General features: G+C 70.9%; 14 protein-coding genes. 9 read left to right on the top strand and 5 right to left on the bottom strand.

Annotated elements, in window-relative coordinates; translation table 11 throughout:
* Positions 1-233 precede the first annotated feature (233 nt).
* The 6 genes from ACWGE1_RS11420 (at position 234) to ACWGE1_RS11395 (ending at position 8,268) form a co-directional block, all read left to right on the top strand.
* Entirely contained in the window at positions 234-1,526 is a 1,293-nt protein-coding gene (locus tag ACWGE1_RS11420) for a sensor histidine kinase (protein ID WP_453420280.1), read from the top strand.
* Between the two features lie 232 nt (positions 1,527-1,758).
* Complete coding sequence (locus tag ACWGE1_RS11415) at positions 1,759-2,418, top strand: response regulator transcription factor (protein ID WP_453420283.1); 660 nt, start codon at positions 1,759-1,761, stop codon at positions 2,416-2,418.
* 151 nt (positions 2,419-2,569) lie between these two features.
* Positions 2,570-4,513 (top strand): 2-oxoacid:acceptor oxidoreductase subunit alpha, encoded by a 1,944-nt coding sequence (locus tag ACWGE1_RS11410; RefSeq protein ID WP_453420279.1) that lies wholly within the window; start codon positions 2,570-2,572, stop codon positions 4,511-4,513.
* A complete protein-coding gene (locus tag ACWGE1_RS11405; protein WP_453420278.1) occupies positions 4,506-5,585 on the top strand; it encodes a 2-oxoacid:ferredoxin oxidoreductase subunit beta in 1,080 nt (359 codons plus the stop codon). The genes ACWGE1_RS11410 and ACWGE1_RS11405 overlap by 8 nt, the downstream gene beginning before the upstream one ends.
* A 173-nt stretch (positions 5,586-5,758) precedes the next feature.
* Positions 5,759-6,703 (top strand): EamA family transporter RarD, encoded by a 945-nt coding sequence (rarD, locus tag ACWGE1_RS11400; protein WP_453420277.1) that lies wholly within the window; start codon positions 5,759-5,761, stop codon positions 6,701-6,703.
* Between the two features lie 248 nt (positions 6,704-6,951).
* Positions 6,952-8,268 carry a M28 family metallopeptidase gene (locus tag ACWGE1_RS11395; protein WP_453420276.1) on the top strand — a complete coding sequence of 439 codons (1,317 nt, stop codon included), beginning with the start codon at positions 6,952-6,954 and terminating at the stop codon, positions 8,266-8,268.
* Between the two features lie 32 nt (positions 8,269-8,300).
* Here ACWGE1_RS11395 and ACWGE1_RS11390 read toward each other — a convergent pair whose 3' ends face one another.
* The 4 genes from ACWGE1_RS11390 to ACWGE1_RS11375 form a co-directional block, all read right to left on the bottom strand.
* Positions 8,301-8,723 (bottom strand): hypothetical protein, encoded by a 423-nt coding sequence (locus tag ACWGE1_RS11390; protein WP_453420275.1) that lies wholly within the window; start codon positions 8,721-8,723, stop codon positions 8,301-8,303.
* A complete protein-coding gene (locus ACWGE1_RS11385) occupies positions 8,720-8,923 on the bottom strand; it encodes a hypothetical protein (RefSeq protein WP_326588561.1) in 204 nt (67 codons plus the stop codon). The genes ACWGE1_RS11390 and ACWGE1_RS11385 overlap by 4 nt, the downstream gene beginning before the upstream one ends.
* A gap of 118 nt (positions 8,924-9,041) precedes the next feature.
* Positions 9,042-10,250, bottom strand: coding sequence for a LolA family protein (locus ACWGE1_RS11380; protein WP_453420274.1), 1,209 nt, complete (start codon positions 10,248-10,250; stop codon positions 9,042-9,044).
* A gap of 216 nt (positions 10,251-10,466) precedes the next feature.
* A complete protein-coding gene (locus tag ACWGE1_RS11375) occupies positions 10,467-11,477 on the bottom strand; it encodes a polyprenyl synthetase family protein (protein ID WP_453420273.1) in 1,011 nt (336 codons plus the stop codon).
* Between the two features lie 269 nt (positions 11,478-11,746).
* On the opposite strand from ACWGE1_RS11375, the gene ACWGE1_RS11370 reads away from it, so the two are divergent.
* Both ACWGE1_RS11370 and ACWGE1_RS11365 read left to right on the top strand, forming a co-directional pair.
* Positions 11,747-11,956 (top strand): hypothetical protein, encoded by a 210-nt coding sequence (locus ACWGE1_RS11370; protein WP_453420284.1) that lies wholly within the window; start codon positions 11,747-11,749, stop codon positions 11,954-11,956.
* A gap of 33 nt (positions 11,957-11,989) precedes the next feature.
* Complete coding sequence (locus ACWGE1_RS11365; RefSeq protein ID WP_453420272.1) at positions 11,990-13,993, top strand: CocE/NonD family hydrolase; 2,004 nt, start codon at positions 11,990-11,992, stop codon at positions 13,991-13,993.
* A gap of 81 nt (positions 13,994-14,074) precedes the next feature.
* On the opposite strand, the gene ACWGE1_RS11360 is transcribed toward ACWGE1_RS11365, so the two are convergent.
* On the bottom strand, positions 14,075-14,893 hold the full coding sequence (locus ACWGE1_RS11360; protein ID WP_453420271.1) for a Cof-type HAD-IIB family hydrolase: 819 nt from the start codon (positions 14,891-14,893) through the stop codon (positions 14,075-14,077).
* Positions 14,894-15,219: 326 nt separating this feature from the next.
* On the opposite strand from ACWGE1_RS11360, the gene fahA reads away from it, so the two are divergent.
* Complete coding sequence (gene fahA, locus ACWGE1_RS11355) at positions 15,220-16,443, top strand: fumarylacetoacetase (protein ID WP_453420270.1); 1,224 nt, start codon at positions 15,220-15,222, stop codon at positions 16,441-16,443.
* Positions 16,444-16,483: the final 40 nt, after the last annotated feature.

Raw genomic sequence — 16,483 nt, 5'->3', positions numbered from 1 at the left:
CCGGTCGCATGACGGGGCCCGGTCGCATGACGGGGCCCGGTCGCATGACGAGCGCGGCGCCGCTTCCCGGGGCGGCGGCCCCGGGCCCCGCGCCCCGCGCCCCGCACGCCCGCGGGGCCGGGCCGGGTGGGGTTAACCCCCCGGTGGAGATGCCGACCCGCCTCATGGTCCGGCGGGTCGGGGGGCGGCAGGGTTGAGGGTGTAACGGAGGACCGGAAGGGCGGGTCGGGATCATGGACAACGGCAAGGGCGGGATCGGCGCGGCGCTGCTGGCTCCGGTCGCGGGGCGGACCTGGCGGGAGTTCGGGTACCTGCTGGTCGGGCTGCCGCTGAGCACGCTGTACTTCTCGCTCGCCGTCACCGGTGTGAGTCTCGGTGCCGGACTGCTCGTCACCTTCCTGGGCGTTCCGGTACTCGCCGGTGTGCTCGCCATGTGCCGCGGGTTCGGTCACCTGGAGCGGGCCCGGGTGCGCGCGCTGCTCGGGACGGACATCGCCGACCCCGCGCCGATCCGGGCGCGGAAGGCCGGGGCGCTCGCCGCCATGGGTGCACTGCTCAAGAGCGGGAGCGCCTGGCGGCACGTGCTGTACTCGGTGATCCACTTCCCGTGGGCGGTGTTCTCCTTCTGCCTCTCGCTGGTGCTGTGGGCGTGCGGGTGGGCGTACCTGCTCTACCCGCTCTGGTTCTGGGTCTTCCCGGTCTACACCGACCAGCCCGGTCTGCAGCTCTTCCAGAACGACGACTACACCTTCTACCTCGACTCGCCGGTGGAGATCGCCCTCGCCTGTCTGATCGGGCTGGCCATCACCCTCGCCACCCCGTGGGTGATCCGGGCGCTGACCACCGTCGACCGGGTCATGGTCGGCGGGCTGCTCGGGCCGTCGAGCCTGGCCACCCGCGTCAGCGAGCTGGAGTCGGACCGCGGGGTGGTCGTGGACACCGCGGCGGCCGACCTGCGGCGCATCGAGCGGGACCTGCACGACGGGGCGCAGGCCCGGCTGGTGTCGCTGGCGATGGATCTGGGGCTGGCGAAGGAGAAGCTGACCGAGAATCCGCAGGCCGCCGCCCTCATGGTGGACCAGGCGCACGGCGAGGTGAAGATCGCCCTCCAGGAGTTGCGCGACCTGGCCCGGGGGATCCACCCGGCCGTGCTGACCGACCGCGGGCTGGACGCGGCGCTGTCCTCGGTCGCCTCTCGGTGCACGGTGCCGGTACGGGTGGCCGTGGAGCTGCCGGCCCGGCCCGCGGCGGCGATCGAGGGGATCGCGTACTTCACGGTCTCGGAGCTGCTGCAGAACGTCAGCAAGCACGCGCTGGCCCGGTCGGCCTCGGTGGACGTGTGGAAGTCCGGGGAGCGGCTGCTGATCCAGGTCGCCGACGACGGCCGGGGCGGGGCCTCGCCGCGGGAGGGTACGGGGCTGGCGGGGCTGACCGAGCGGCTGGAAGCCGTGGACGGGGTGCTGGTCGTGGATTCCCCCGCCGGGGGCGGGACGACGGTCACGGCCGAGCTGCCCTGGCGTGCGTAGGAGCTCATCAGGGGTGAGGGAGGGCCGGGCCGGGCGGTCCGGCCCTCCGTCATTCCCGGCGCGCGCAACACCCCTTTGCGGTATGCGACCTTCCAGTACTCGAAAACTCCCCCCGGACGACGACGTGTTGCCCCGGCTCTGCCTTCAGCGGGACCCGAGGCTGGGATGCTTGGCTGAGTCGGGTAGTGCGGGAACGAGTGGACGCGGGAGCTGCTGAGTCGTGGAAGACAGGGTGCGGGTGGTCATCGCCGAGGATTCAGTGCTGCTGCGTGAGGGCCTGACCCGGTTGCTGACCGACCGGGGGCATGACGTCGTGGCCGGCGTCGGGGACGCGGAGGCCCTGCTCAAGACGGTGGCGGAGCTGGCGGCCGAGGACGCGCTGCCGGATGTGGTGGTGGCGGACGTGCGGATGCCGCCGACCCATACGGACGAGGGCGTACAGGCCGCCGTACGGCTGCGCCGCGAGCACCCCGGTATAGGTGTGCTCGTGCTGTCGCAGTACGTGGAGGAGCAGTACGCCACCGAACTGCTGGCCGGTTCCAGTACCGGTGTGGGGTATCTGCTCAAGGACCGGGTGGCCGAGGTGCGGGAGTTCCTGGACGCGGTGGTGCGGGTGGCCCGGGGTGGTACGGCGCTGGACCCCGAGGTCGTCGCCCAGCTGCTCGGCCGCAGCCGCAAGCAGGACGTACTGGCGGGCCTGACCCCGCGCGAGCGCGAGGTGCTCGGACTGATGGCCGAGGGCCGGACGAATTCGGCCGTGGCCAAGCAGCTGGTCGTGAGTGACGGAGCGGTGGAAAAGCACGTCAGCAACATCTTCATGAAGCTGGGCCTTTCGCCGAGTGACGGGGATCACCGGCGAGTACTGGCCGTTCTCACCTATCTGAAATCTTGATCGACTGACACTCTGTCAGATACGGCATACCGGCAGGGCCGTCTCAAGGGGCGGTCCTACGGTCCAGAATGTGGTCGCTCCTGGGGGCCTGATCCCTACCGACGTAGGGTTGGTTCCGGGGGTGCTCACGCCTCGAAGGAGGTCCAGTTCAGTGACCAGCCAGGTCAGCAGCCCAGCCGAGCAGGCCGACGGGGCCGGGGGTGCGGTTGTCGGTGGACAGCGCACCCCGGAGAGTCCGGGCGGCAAGGAAGTGCGCCGCCTCGATCGTGTGATCATCCGATTCGCAGGTGACTCCGGTGACGGTATGCAGCTCACCGGTGACCGCTTCACCTCGGAGACGGCGTCCTTCGGGAACGACCTGTCGACGCTGCCGAACTTCCCCGCCGAGATCCGCGCCCCCGCCGGAACCCTCCCGGGCGTCTCCTCCTTCCAGCTCCACTTCGCCGACCACGACATCCTGACCCCGGGCGACGCCCCGAACGTGCTGGTCGCGATGAATCCGGCGGCCCTGAAGGCCAACATCGCGGACGTGCCGCGCGGCGCGGAGATCATCATCAACACGGATGAGTTCACCAAGCGCCCGATGGCCAAGGTCGGCTATGCGACCTCGCCGCTGGAGGACGGCTCCCTCGACGCCTACAGCCTGCACCCGGTGCCGCTGACCAGCCTGACGATCGAGGCGCTGAAGGACTTCGGCCTCTCCCGCAAGGAGGCCGAGCGCAGCAAGAACATGTTCGCGCTGGGCCTGCTGTCGTGGATGTACCACCGGCCCACCGAGGGCACCGAGAGCTTCCTGCGGCAGAAGTTCGCGAAGAAGCCCGAGATCGCCGAGGCGAACATCGTCGCCTTCCGGGCCGGCTGGAACTTCGGGGAGACGACCGAGGACTTCGCGGTCTCCTACGAGGTCGCCCCCGCCACCCGCGCCTTCCCCACCGGCACCTACCGCAACATCTCCGGGAACCTGGCGCTCTCCTACGGCCTCGTCGCCGCGAGCCAGCAGGCCGATCTGCCCCTCTACCTGGGCTCCTACCCGATCACCCCGGCCTCGGACATCCTGCACGAGCTGTCGAAGCACAAGAACTTCGGTGTGCGGACCTTCCAGGCCGAGGACGAGATCGCCGGCATCGGCGCCGCACTCGGCGCGGCCTTCGGCGGCGCCCTCGGGGTGACCACCACCTCCGGCCCCGGTGTGGCGCTCAAGTCGGAGGCGATCGGCCTCGCGGTGTCGCTGGAGCTTCCGCTGCTCATCGTGGACATCCAGCGCGGCGGCCCGTCCACCGGCCTGCCGACCAAGACGGAGCAGGCCGACCTCCTTCAGGCCATGTTCGGCCGCAACGGCGAGGCCCCCGTCCCGATCGTGGCCCCGCGGACCCCCGCGGACTGCTTCGACGCGGCCCTCGACGCCGCCCGGATCGCGCTCACCTACCGGACCCCGGTCTTCCTGCTCTCCGACGGCTACCTCGCCAACGGATCCGAGCCCTGGCGGATCCCGGAGGTGGCGGACCTGCCCGACCTGAAGGTCAAGTTCGCCACCGGCGCGAACCACACCCTCGCCGACGGAACCGAGGTGTTCTGGCCCTACAAGCGGGACCCGGAAACCCTCGCGCGGCCCTGGGCCATCCCCGGCACCCCCGGTCTCGAACACCGCATCGGCGGTATCGAGAAGCAGGACGGCAGCGGCAACATCTCGTACGACCCCGCCAACCACGACCTGATGGTCCGCACCCGCCAGGCCAAGGTCGACGGCATCCGGGTCCCCGACATCGACGTCGACGACCCGACCGGGGCCACCACCCTGGTCCTGGGCTGGGGATCGACCTACGGCCCCATCACCGCGGCCGTCCGCCGGCTGCGGAACACCGGACTCCCCATCGCCCAGGCCCACCTGCGCCACCTCAACCCCTTCCCCAGGAATCTCGGCGAGGTCCTGGAGCGTTACGAGAAGGTAGTGGTGCCGGAGATGAACCTCGGGCAGCTCGCCACCCTGATCCGGGCGAAATACCTGGTCGACGCCCAGTCGTACAACCAGGTCAACGGAATGCCGTTCAAGGCCGAGCAGCTCGCCAAGGTTCTCAAGGAGGCCATCGATGACTGAGGTGACGGAGGCGACCGAGGGGGCTCGCACGCTGCTCTCGCTGGTGCCGAAGGCCGAGAGCAAGCAGTCGATGAAGGACTTCAAGTCGGACCAGGAGGTCCGCTGGTGCCCCGGTTGCGGTGACTACGCCGTGCTGGCCGCCGTTCAGGGCTTCATGCCCGAACTCGGCCTCGCGAAGGAGAACATCGTCTTCGTCTCGGGCATCGGCTGCTCCTCCCGCTTCCCGTACTACATGAACACGTACGGGATGCACTCCATCCACGGCCGCGCCCCGGCCATCGCCACCGGTCTCGCCACCTCCCGCCGCGACCTGTCCGTCTGGGTCGTCACGGGCGACGGGGACGCCCTGTCCATCGGCGGCAACCACCTCATCCACGCCCTCCGCCGCAACGTCAACCTCAAGATCCTCCTGTTCAACAACCGGATCTACGGGCTGACCAAGGGCCAGTACTCCCCCACCTCCGAGGTCGGCAAGATCACCAAGTCGACGCCGATGGGCTCGCTGGACGCGCCCTTCAACCCGGTGTCGCTGGCGATCGGCGCCGAGGCATCCTTCGTCGCCCGCACCGTCGACTCCGACCGCAAGCACCTCACCGAGGTCCTGCGCCAGGCGGCCGACCACCAGGGCACGGCGCTCGTGGAGATCTACCAGAACTGCAACATCTTCAACGACGGCGCCTTCGAGGTCCTCAAGGACCGGGAGCAGGCCCTGGAGGCCGTGATCCGGCTGGAGCACGGCCGGCCCATCCGCTTCGGCGCGGACGACTCGAAGGGCGTGGTGCGCAATCCGGCCACCGGAGACCTGGAGGTCGTCGAGGTGACCGCGGCCAACGAGGCGCAGATCCTGGTCCACGACGCGAAGAACGCCAGCGCCACCACCGCCTTCGCGCTCTCCCGCCTGGCCGACCCCGACACGCTGCACCACACCCCGATCGGGGTGTTCCGCAGTGCCGAGCGGCCCGTCTACGACACCCTCATGGCCGACCAGCTCGACGCGGCGATCGACCGCAGCGGCAAGGGGGACCTCGGGGCACTGCTGACCGGGAACGACACCTGGACCGTGGTCGGGTAGCGCGTACGTTCCGCTGTACGCGACGGAGCCCGGATCCTCCCACAGGATCCGGGCTCCGTCGTGTGCGGCGTGTCCAAAAAGATGTCATGAGTATCTCCCGATTACGGGCATGACATCTGGGCCGTGCGGCGTTACCGTCGTGAAAGTTGGCTGGAAGTCGTACAGGAGGCCCCGTGAAGGCGGAGAACGAGCAGCGCACGGGTTTGCTCTACGGATTCGGCGCGTACGGGATGTGGGGGCTGGTCCCCCTCTTCTGGCCCCTCCTCAAGCCTTCCGGGGCCGTCGAGATCCTCGCCCACCGCATGGTGTGGTCCCTGGCCGTGGTCGGTCTGGCGCTGCTCGCGCTGCGCCGCTGGGGCTGGATACGGGAGCTGGTCCACCAGCCCCGCAAGCTCGGCCTGACGGCACTGGCCGCCCTGGTGATCACCGTGAACTGGGGCCTGTACATCTGGTCCGTCAACAACGGCCATGTCGTCGAGGCGAGCCTCGGCTACTTCATCAATCCGCTGGTCAGCATCGCCATCGGCGTGCTGGTGCTCGGCGAGCGGCTGCGCCGCGCGCAGTGGGTGGCGGTCGGCCTCAGCTTCGCCGCCGTGCTGGTGCTCGCCATCGGCTACGGGCGGCCGCCGTGGATCTCGCTGGTCCTGGCCTTCTCCTTCGCCACCTACGGGCTGATCAAGAAGAAGCTCAACATGGGCGGACTGGAGTCGCTGACCGCCGAGACGGCCGTGCTGTTCCTGCCCGCCCTCGGATACGTCCTGTGGCTCGGCGCGCAGGGCCAGTCCACCTTCGCCTCGCACGGCGTCGCCCACGCGGCCCTGCTGGCCGCGACCGGGCTGGTCACGGCGGTCCCGCTGGTGTTCTTCGGGATGGCCGCCATCCGGGTCCCGCTGTCCACGCTCGGGCTGCTCCAGTACATGGCCCCGGTGTTCCAGTTCGGGCTCGGCGTCCTGTACTTCCACGAGGCCATGCCGCCCGAGCGCTGGGCGGGCTTCTCCCTGGTGTGGGCGGCGCTCGCGATCCTCACCTGGGACGCGCTGCGCACGGCCCGGCGGTCCCGGGCCGGGCTGGAGGCCGTGCGGGCCACCGTCGCGGCGCCGGCCCACGAGCCCGCGTAACCGGACCGCCCGTCCGGCCGGCACACGGCACGGCGGAGCACGCACCAGCAAACCCTTCACACCCCCGATCCCCGGTACGGACCACCCGTACCGGGGATCGTCCGTTTTCCGAACGGCCCTGACCGAATTGTGGTCTTGACGGACAGTCACACTCTCGCTGAACATCAGGCTCGCACTGACGCACTAACGCTCACCTGCTCTATCCCCACTCGTTCCGTCATATCCCCGCGGAATCCCGGAGCCCCCACATGAGCCTGTCCGTCTCCCGGCGCCTTGCTGCCGTGACCGCTTTCGCGGTCGCGGGCCTGTTCGCCTCCACCGCCCCCGCCGCACTCGCCGCCCCCACGGCGGCCACCGCGGCGCCGACGCCGCCCGACATACCGCTGGCCAACGTCAAGGCCCACCTGTCGCAGCTCTCGACCATCGCCGCCAACAACGGCGGCAACCGCGCCCACGGCAGGGCCGGCTACAAGGCCTCGATCGACTACGTGAAGGCCAAGCTCGACGCGGCCGGTTTCACCACCACCCTGCAGACCTTCACCTCCAGCGGTGCCACCGGCTACAACCTGATCGCCGACTGGCCGGGCGGAGACCCGAACTCGGTCCTGATGGCCGGCGCGCACCTGGACTCGGTGACCTCGGGCGCGGGCATCAACGACAACGGCTCCGGCAGCGCGGCCGTCCTCGAAACCGCCCTCGCCGTCTCCCGGGCCGGTCTGCAGCCCACCAAGCACCTGCGCTTCGGCTGGTGGGGCGCCGAGGAGCTGGGCCTGGTCGGCTCGAAGTACTACGTCAACAACCTGCCGGCCGCCGAGCGCGCCAAGTTCTCCGGGTACCTGAACTTCGACATGATCGGCTCGCCGAACCCGGGCTACTTCGTCTACGACGACGACCCGACGATCGAGCAGACCTTCAAGAACTACTACGCGGGCCTCGGCGTCCCGACCGAGATCGAGACCGAGGGCGACGGCCGCTCCGACCACGCCTCCTTCAAGAACGTGGGCATCCCCGTCGGCGGCCTGTTCACCGGCGCCAGCAACACCAAGTCCGCCGCGCAGGCCCAGAAGTGGGGCGGCACCTCGGGGCAGGCCTTCGACCGCTGCTACCACTCCTCCTGCGACAACACCGCGAACATCAACGACACCGCCCTGGACCGCAACTCCGACGCCGTCGCCTACGCGATCTGGACGCTCGGGGCGGCCACCCCGGTCCCGCCCGGCCCGTCCTTCGAGAACACGGCGGACGTGAACATCCCGGACTCCCCCGCGGCGGCGGTGTCCTCGCCGATCACGGTCTCCGGTGTGACGGGCAACGCGCCCGCGACCACCAAGATCGACGTGAACATCGTCCACACCTACCGCGGTGACCTGGTGGTCGACCTGGTCGCCCCGGACGGCACGGTCTACAACCTGCACAACCGCTCCGGCGGCAGCGCCGACAACCTCGTGCAGTCGTACACGGTCAACGCCTCCAGCGAGGTGGCCAACGGCGTCTGGAACCTCCGGGTCAAGGACGCTGCGGCGCAGGACGTCGGCCACATCAACAGCTGGAAGATCACCTTCTGACCGCTGCCCCCCGCTCCCCCGCAGGTCCGCGCCTAGACGTCCTCGGCGCGGGCCTGCGTCGTGGAGGAGGTCGACAGCGGCTCCTGGATCCGGGCGCGCAGCTCCTCGGCGACCGCCGCGATGTCCACGCGGCCCAGCTTCGCCGCCTCCACCAGATCGCCGAGCTCCTCCGGCGAGGGCAGCTGCCGCGCCCCCGCGACCCGCAGGTACGAGCGGGTCGCGGCGGCCGCGTAGAACTCGTTCATCGGGGATTCCAGAGCGGGGCACACCGCGAGGGTGTGCAGAAATGCAGCGGCCCGCCACGCGGTGTCCGGGGCGGGCTGTTCGGGCACGAGGACGAGGTCGTTCTGGTGCCGGGCGACCGCGGCGGCCACCCCGGAGGGATCCCACACGGCGGGATCGGACGGGAGATGGTGGGCCAGGGCGGTCCAGGCCCACTCCATGGTGATCTTCAATTGCCGAACCGCTCCTGGAAGTAGCCCCAGTGGTCGGCGAACTCCTCTATGCCGGAGAGGAAGTTCTTCCGGTCCTCGTCGAGCTCGCGTTCCGTGACCTCGGTGATCAGCGCGGTGACCGTCGTCCCCAGCGCCGCCGCACGCGCCTTCAGCCGTTCGTGGAAGTCTTCGTCCAGGCGGATGGTGACGTGTCTCGACATGTCCAACACCGTACAGCGGGCGCGCTGTACGGGTGGCACGAATGCCGCAAGGGTGGGCAGGGACACAGTCCCGGCCCACCCTCGCGGTGCCTTCGCGTCGGGCGGCTGCCCGCTGCTGCTACTTGTTGGCGTCGGCCGCCTTGATCAGCGCGTCCTTGGTGACCGCACCGACGTAGACCTTGCCGTCGTCCGTGACCAGGGCGTTGACCAGGCGGGTCGACAGGACGCGGCCCTCACCGAACTGCCCCTTGACCTTGTCCCCGAGGGAGTCGAGGAACTGCTTGGCCTCCTTGGGGGCGTTCTTGTCGTTCTCCAGGTCCTTCAGGCTCCGGCCCTGGCCCGAGTCGATCCGGGCGATGGTCGACCAGCCCTCGCCGAGCACCTTCACGTCGCCCTTGCCGTTGGCGCCGCCGGCCAGGTCACCGAGGCCCGGGAAGGACTCCAGCGCCTTCCAGTGCCCGTCCGCGTCGTCCTTGCCCTTGCCGGCGCCGTCCGCGCCCTCGGTCACCTTGGCGCCCTTGGGCGGGGTGAAGGCGAAGGTGTCCGCGGACGGCTTGGCGAAGTCCACCTTGGTGAAGCCGGCGTCCACGATCGGCTTGCCGCCCTGCGCGGAGAGCAGCTGCACGCGCAGCGGCACGCCGTTCTTCGCGTCCACCGCGATCTGGACCGTGCCGACCGTGGAGCCGCTCTGCTTGGGCTTGAGCACCAGCTGGTAGGCGTCCCGCCCGGCCACCTGCGCGGTTTCGCCCACGCTGACGTCCGTGGTGGGGCCGGCGGCCGCGAGGATCTCCTCGGCCAACTTCTGCGGAGAGGCGGCCAGCCGGTCGCCGGTCTTGTGCTCCTTGCCGCCGCCCTTGCCCGCCTCGGCGTTCTTCTCGTGGAAGACCTCGTTCGACTTGGAGTCGTAGCCCCACACGTCGTTGCCGTTGTGGATGAGGCTGTACTCGTCCTTGCCGTCGAGGAAGGTCAGCCGCTGGCGGTCCGGTCCGTCGGCCGCGACGCGCAGCGTGTGGCTGCCGTTCGCCAGCTGCGCGACCTTGTCCTCCGGGTGGGCGGAGCCGCCCGCGACGCCACCGCCGCCGAGCAGCCCGCTGGCGATCTTCGGCAGACCCAGGTCAGTGGTGATCCGGGCGGTGCCGGACAGCTGCTGCACGTCCGAGGCCGCGACCTTCTCGATCAGCTGCTGCGCCGTCACCTTCGGCAGGTCGGGTCCAGCGGCGTTCGCGAAGGCCGGGACCAACGCAACGGTCGCCGCGGCCACTCCCGCCACCGCGACCGGTACGGCGTACCGGGCGGCCTTGCGAGAAGTCTTGGTGTTCGGTGCCATGTCAGTGCCCTGCCCTCTGTGTCGACTGCGGTGACCCCCGTGTCGCCGCGCTCACCCGATCTGGTGGGGTTTGATGACTCCATCTGACCAAATCGGCGGCGCTGGGGCGTCAGTCCCCGGACGCAACTCGGCGTACGCCCGTGGGATGACATGGAAAGGCCCCTCCTCCCCCGACCCGTAGGGGTCGTCGGGACGGAAGGGCCCGTTCCGGGGGCGCTAGCCGGCGCGGTGCACCACCGCGTCGCAGAGCTCTTCGAGCGCCGACTTGGCGAAGCACTCGGGCAGCGGCGCGAGCATGGCCCGCGCGTCCTCGGCGTACTGGATGGTGTCGCGGCGCGCCCGCTCCAGGGCGGGGTGCGCCCGCAGCCGGGTGAGCACCTCGGCGTGGCGGGCGTCGTCCGTCAGGTCCCCGTCCAGGAGGCCCACGAGCTCCAGGTCCGCCGGGTCGCCGCCCTGGGCCGCCATCTCGCGCAGCCGCAGCACGGGCAGCGTCGGGATGCCCTCGCGCAGGTCGGTGCCCGGGGTCTTGCCGGACTCGTGCGCGTCGGAGGCGATGTCGAGGACGTCGTCGGCGAGCTGGAAGGCGGTGCCGAGCCGCTCGCCGTACTGGGTCAGGATGTCGACGACCGACTCGTCGGCACCGGACATCAGCGCGCCGAAGCGGCCGGACACCGCGATCAGCGAGCCGGTCTTGCCGGCGATGACGTCGAGGTAGTGGGCGACGGGGTCGCGGCCGTCGCGCGGACCGGCCGTCTCCAGGATCTGGCCCGTCACCAGCCGCTCGAAGGCCTCGGCCTGGATGCGCACGGCCTCCGGCCCGAGGTCGGCCAGGATGTGCGACGCACGGGCGAACAGGAAGTCACCCGTGAGGACGGCCACCGAGTTGCCCCAGCGGGCGTTGGCGCTCTCCACCCCGCGGCGGACGTCCGCCTCGTCCATGACGTCGTCGTGGTAGAGCGTGGCGAGGTGCGTGAGCTCGACCACGACGGCGGACGGCACGATGCCGGGCGCGTAGGGATCACCGAAACGGGACGCGAGCATCACCAGCAGCGGCCGGAACCGCTTGCCTCCGGCCCGGACCAGGTGCTGTGCGGCCTCGGTGATGAAGGGGACTTCGCTCTTGGTGGCTTCCAGCAGACCCGCCTCGACGGCGGCCAGTCCGGCCTGGACATCGGTCTCAAGAGCCTGGTCCCGCACGCTCAGTCCGAACGGCCCGACGACGGTCACGAGGGGTACTCCTGTCTGCTGACGATCACGCTGACGATCACATGGATTGTCGATGTGTCGCTGCCATCACTCAAGCCAGCGTATCGGGTCTGTTTTCGATCACCGAGAGCGCCTTCCCGGCCACCACCCGCGCACTGCCCGATGTGCACCGGTATGTTCTGGAGGAGCCGAAACAACCGGAGAATGCGTTTTGTCCAAAACTACGACCGAAATGGGCGAACCGGCGGATCCGGAGGCCGACCGGCCGCCGCCCGGCGGCCCACGGGACCATGGTCCACCTCGTCCGCGTCGCCGACGGATGGCTCGCCGACCGCATCCTCGGTTCGTACGGAGCCGCGTGGCGGATCTCCGGCGGGTGCCCCGCCCTCGCCGCGCCCGCCACCCTTCCGGCGGCCGTCGGACGGCTGACGACGGCGCTCCGGTTCCTCTCCCCCGCACTGGCGCCGTGGTTGCGGCGCACGATGCACCCCGTCCACTGAGGCTGCGGCCGAGGCGATTGGTGGCAGAACCCGATGATCATCCGCACCGATTTTCCGTACGGGACCACCCACGAGGATGTCCGGATCCCACTCCCCGACGGAGTGGAGCTGTACGCCCGGATCTGGCGACCCGTGACCGACGATCCGGTCCCGGCCCTGCTGGAGTACCTCCCGTACCGGCTCACCGACTGGACCGCGCCCCGCGACTGGCAGCGCCATCCCTGGTACGCGGGGCACGGCTACGCCTCCGTACGGGTGGACGTGCGCGGGCACGGGTGCAGCGGCGGCCGGCCCGGCGACGAGTACGACGCCCGCGAGCTCGCCGACGGGGTCGCGGTGGTGGAGTGGCTGGCGGAGCAGCCGTGGTGCACGGGGTCGGTGGGGATGTTCGGGATCTCCTGGGGCGGATTCAACTCCCTCCAGATCGCCGCCCTGGCCCCCGAGCCGCTTAAGGCGGTCGTCACCGTCTGCTCGACGGACGACCGGTACGACAACGACGTCCACTACATGGGCGGCTCGGTGCTCGCCGTGGACATGCACGCGTGGGCGGCGACCATGCTCGCCTTCGCCTCCCGGCCGCCGGACCCGCAGTTCGTCGGCGACGGCTGGCGCCGGCAGTGGCTGGAGCGCCTGGAGGCGGTGGAACCGCTGATCCACACCTGGCTCTCGCACCAGACGCGCGATGCCTACTGGCGCCACGGCAGCGTCTGCGAGGACTACTCGGCCATCGGCGCGGCGGTGCTCGCCGTCGGCGGCTGGCACGACCCGTACCGCGACACGGTGCTGCGGCTGGTGGAGCACCTGCCGTCCGCGCGGGTACGGGGTCTGATCGGGCCCTGGTCGCACCAGTACCCGGACCGCGGACTGCCGCCCGGACCGGCCATCGGCTTCCTGCAGGAGACCCTGCGCTGGTGGGACCACTGGCTGAAGGGGGCGGACAACGGGGTGATGGAGGAGCCGCTGCTGCGCACCTGGATCAGCGACTCGCACCCGCCCGCCACCGTGTACGAGGAGCTTCCGGGCCGCTGGGTCGGCGAGAAGGCCTGGCCGTCGGCGTCCGTCATCCCCGTCCCGTACGTGTTCCAGGGTGCGCCGGTGGCCGTCGCCTCCCCGCAGCACACCGGACTGGACGCGGGCCGGTTCTTCCCCTTCGGCAACGACGCCGACCTGCCCCCGGACCAGCGGGAGGAGGACGCGAAGTCGGCCTGCTTCGAGTTCCCGGTGGGGCGCGAGGAGCCGGTGGAGATCCTGGGACGGCCGTCGGTGGTCCTGCGGCTGCGGCTCGACGTGCCGTACGGGCAGGTCGTGGCCCGGCTGTGCGACGTCGCCCCGGACGGCTCCTCGACGCTGGTCACGCGGGGCGCGCTGAACCTCTCCGCCCGCCGCGGCCGGGACCGGGCGGTCCCCTGGCCGGTGGGCTCGTACGAGGACGTCACCTTCGAGCTGAACGGCATCGGGCACGCCTTCGCGCCGGGGCACCGGATCCGCCTCGCCGTGTCCTCCGCGTACTGGCCGTGGATCTGGCCGCGGGCCGGGTCCGAGGCCGGCTGGACCCTGGACCCGGCGGGCAGCGCGCTCACCCTGCCGGTGCGGGCCGCGTCCGCGTCGGACGGCGGGATCGTCTTCGAGGCCCCGGAGCAGGCGGAGCCGCTGGGCGTCGCCTTCCCGGCGACGCTGGACGAACCGCGCCCGGAACGGCTGGTCGTACGGGACGTGGCGCGCGGTACGTGGCGGCTGGAGGTGGACCCGCGGTACGGGGGCACCCGGGTGTACCCGGACGGCCTGGAGTTCAGCGAGGACGCGGAGGAGGTGTACGAGATCCAGGACGCGGACGCGCTGTCGGCGCGGGCGCACTCGCGGTGGCGGATCCGGCTCCACCGGCCGGAACTGGGCTGGGACGTACGGGTGGAGACCCGCTCGGAGACCGCCTGCGACGAGGGCGGTTTCCTGACGTCGAACGAGGTGGTGTGCCGGGACGGGGACGAGGTGGTCTTCCACCGCACGTGGGAGCGCCGGTTGCCGCGGGCGGCGGGCTAGGCCGGCCGGCGCGGGTCCGGGCAGAGCCCGGGAAACGGAGAAGGGGCGGGGCGGGGAGAGGCTCCGCGCAGCGGCCCCGGGCTAGCCGAACAGCCGCTCCAGGACCACCGCGATGCCGTCCGCCTCGTTCGACAGGGTGATCTCGTCGGCGACGGCCACCAGTTCGTGGTGGGAGTTGGCCATCGCCACCCCGTGGGCGGCCCACGCGAACATCGGGATGTCGTTCGGCATGTCCCCGAAGGCGATCGTCCCGTCCGGCGACGCGCCCAGGACCTCCGCCGCCCGCGCGAGCCCACTGGCCTTGTCGATGCCCGGCGGCTGGAGCTCCACCGTGTGCTCGCCCGCCATCGTGACGTTCACCAGATGCCCGACCACCGACCGGGCCACCCGTGTCAGCTCGTCGTCGTCCAGTTCCGGGTGCTGCAGCAGCACCTTGTTGATCGGCGCCGCCCACAGGTCCGACCGGCGCGGGACGCGGACCGTGGGCAGGTGCGGGTGCCACATCCGGTAGCCGGGCCCTATCAGCATCTCCGCGTCCAGGCCCTCCTGGTTGACCGCCGCGTAGACCTCGCCGACCTCCGCCTCGATCTTGCCGAGGGCCACGTCGGCCAGCTCCCGGTCCATGGACACGGAGTGCAGCAGGCGCCCGCGCGCCGCGTCGTACACCTGCGCGCCCTGCCCGCACACCGCCAGCCCCGTGTGGCCGAGCCCGTCCAGGACGTGTCGGACCTGCGGGACCGGGCGTCCGGTGACGATGATGTGCTGGGCACCGGCCGCGCGCGCCGTCGCGAGCGCCTCGTACGAACGGGTGGAGACGGTGTCCCCGGCTTGCAGCAGAGTCCCGTCCAGGTCGGTGGCGATCAAGGCATAGGGAAGGGCCGGAGGCGGGGCGGAAGTCACGGCGCCAAGGATACGGACCCCTTTGGACAAGTCCTACAAATAGAGCCCGAATCCGGCCTCACCCACGCCCCATCCGTCACTTGACGCGCTCCTGCGTCGAGCTGGACAGGGAAGTGCACAACCCGACCGTAGAGCCCCCGATCGACAGCACGCACCAAAAGATCAGATATGACCGGAACTGTGGATACCTGACCACAGGCGTCGTCCCGGGGTGTGTTTCATCTCCGACGGGGTACCCGCGCTTTCCCGCCGGATCCTGAGTAGCGTGTCCCGCACCGTGTCTACCGGGACACCCCCGGACCGCGTCGAAAGCGAGGCAGTACCCCATGCCCCAGCAGAGCCCCCTCGATGTCCCCGAGGGCGACCCGTTCGGGCCGCACAACCTCCCCTACGGCGTCTTCTCGACCGCCGCGGAAGACCGCCGCCGGATCGGTGTGCGCATCGGCGGGTACGTGCTGGACGCCGGGGCGGCCGCGGCCGCGCTCGGTTCCCCGTACGCCGGGCTGCTCGGCCGGTCCTCCCTCAACCCGCTGCTGGCCGCCGGCCGCACCGCCTGGCGCGACGTCCGCCGTGCGCTGACCGCCTGGGTGACCGACCCCGGCCACCGCCCCACGGTCGAGCCGCACCTGCTGCCGCTGGACGAGGTCACCCTGCACCTGCCGTACGAGGTCGCCGACTACGTCGACTTCTACGCGAGCGAGCACCACGCCACCAACGTCGGGAGGATGTTCCGCCCGGACGGCGACGCGCTGACGCCCAACTGGAAGCACCTCCCCATCGGTTACCACGGCCGCTCCGGCACCATCGTGGTCTCCGGCACCGATGTCGTACGCCCCTGCGGGCAGCGCAAGGCGCCCACCGACCCGGCGCCCGTCTTCGGCCCGTCCGTCAAGCTCGACATCGAGGCGGAGGTCGGCTTCGTCGTCGGCGCCCCCTCCGAGCTGGGCACCCCGGTGCCGCTGGGCGCGTTCGAGGACCACGTCTTCGGGCTGTTCCTGCTCAACGACTGGTCGGCGCGGGACATCCAGGCCTGGGAGTACGTGCCGCTCGGCCCCTTCCTCGGCAAGTCCTTCGCCACCTCCGTCTCCGCCTGGGTCACCCCGCTGGAGGCCCTGGACGCCGCCCGCGTCACCCCGCCCGCCCGGGACTTCCCGCTCCTGCCCTACCTGGACGACGCCGCCCTCGACCGCCCCGGCGGCTTCGACCTGCACATCACCGTCTCCATCAACGGGCAGGAGGTGGCGCAGCCGCCCTTCGCCTCCATGTACTGGACGGCCGCCCAGCAGCTCGCCCACATGACCGTCAACGGCGCCTCCCTGCGCACCGGCGACGTCTACGGCTCCGGCACCGTCAGCGGTCCCGAGGTCGGCCAGCGCGGTTCGCTGCTGGAGCTCACCTGGAACGGCCGCGACGCCATCGAGCTCACCGACGGCAAGCGCACCTTCCTGGAGGACGGGGACACCGTCACCCTGACCGCCTGGGCCCCCGGCCCGGACGGCACGCGCGTCGGCCTCGGCGAGGTCACCGGCCGCATCGTGGGATCGCGGTAGTCCACCCTTCGGTAGGGGGGGTGGGGGGGTAATTGTACAC

The organism is Streptomyces sp. NPDC054932 (assembly GCF_053610205.1).
This window is presented reverse-complemented; position numbering and strand designations above follow the sequence as displayed.

Coding starts and splice junctions, on each gene's coding strand:
- ACWGE1_RS11420 (WP_453420280.1), top strand. CDS start 234: ATGGACAACGGCAAGGGCGGGATCGGCGCGGCGCTGCTGGCTCCGGTC.
- ACWGE1_RS11405 (WP_453420278.1), top strand. CDS start 4,506: ATGACTGAGGTGACGGAGGCGACCGAGGGGGCTCGCACGCTGCTCTCG.
- ACWGE1_RS11395 (WP_453420276.1), top strand. CDS start 6,952: ATGAGCCTGTCCGTCTCCCGGCGCCTTGCTGCCGTGACCGCTTTCGCG.
- ACWGE1_RS11385 (WP_326588561.1), bottom strand. CDS start 8,923: ATGTCGAGACACGTCACCATCCGCCTGGACGAAGACTTCCACGAACGG.
- ACWGE1_RS11380 (WP_453420274.1), bottom strand. CDS start 10,250: ATGGCACCGAACACCAAGACTTCTCGCAAGGCCGCCCGGTACGCCGTA.
- ACWGE1_RS11370 (WP_453420284.1), top strand. CDS start 11,747: ATGGTCCACCTCGTCCGCGTCGCCGACGGATGGCTCGCCGACCGCATC.
- ACWGE1_RS11365 (WP_453420272.1), top strand. CDS start 11,990: ATGATCATCCGCACCGATTTTCCGTACGGGACCACCCACGAGGATGTC.
- fahA (WP_453420270.1), top strand. CDS start 15,220: ATGCCCCAGCAGAGCCCCCTCGATGTCCCCGAGGGCGACCCGTTCGGG.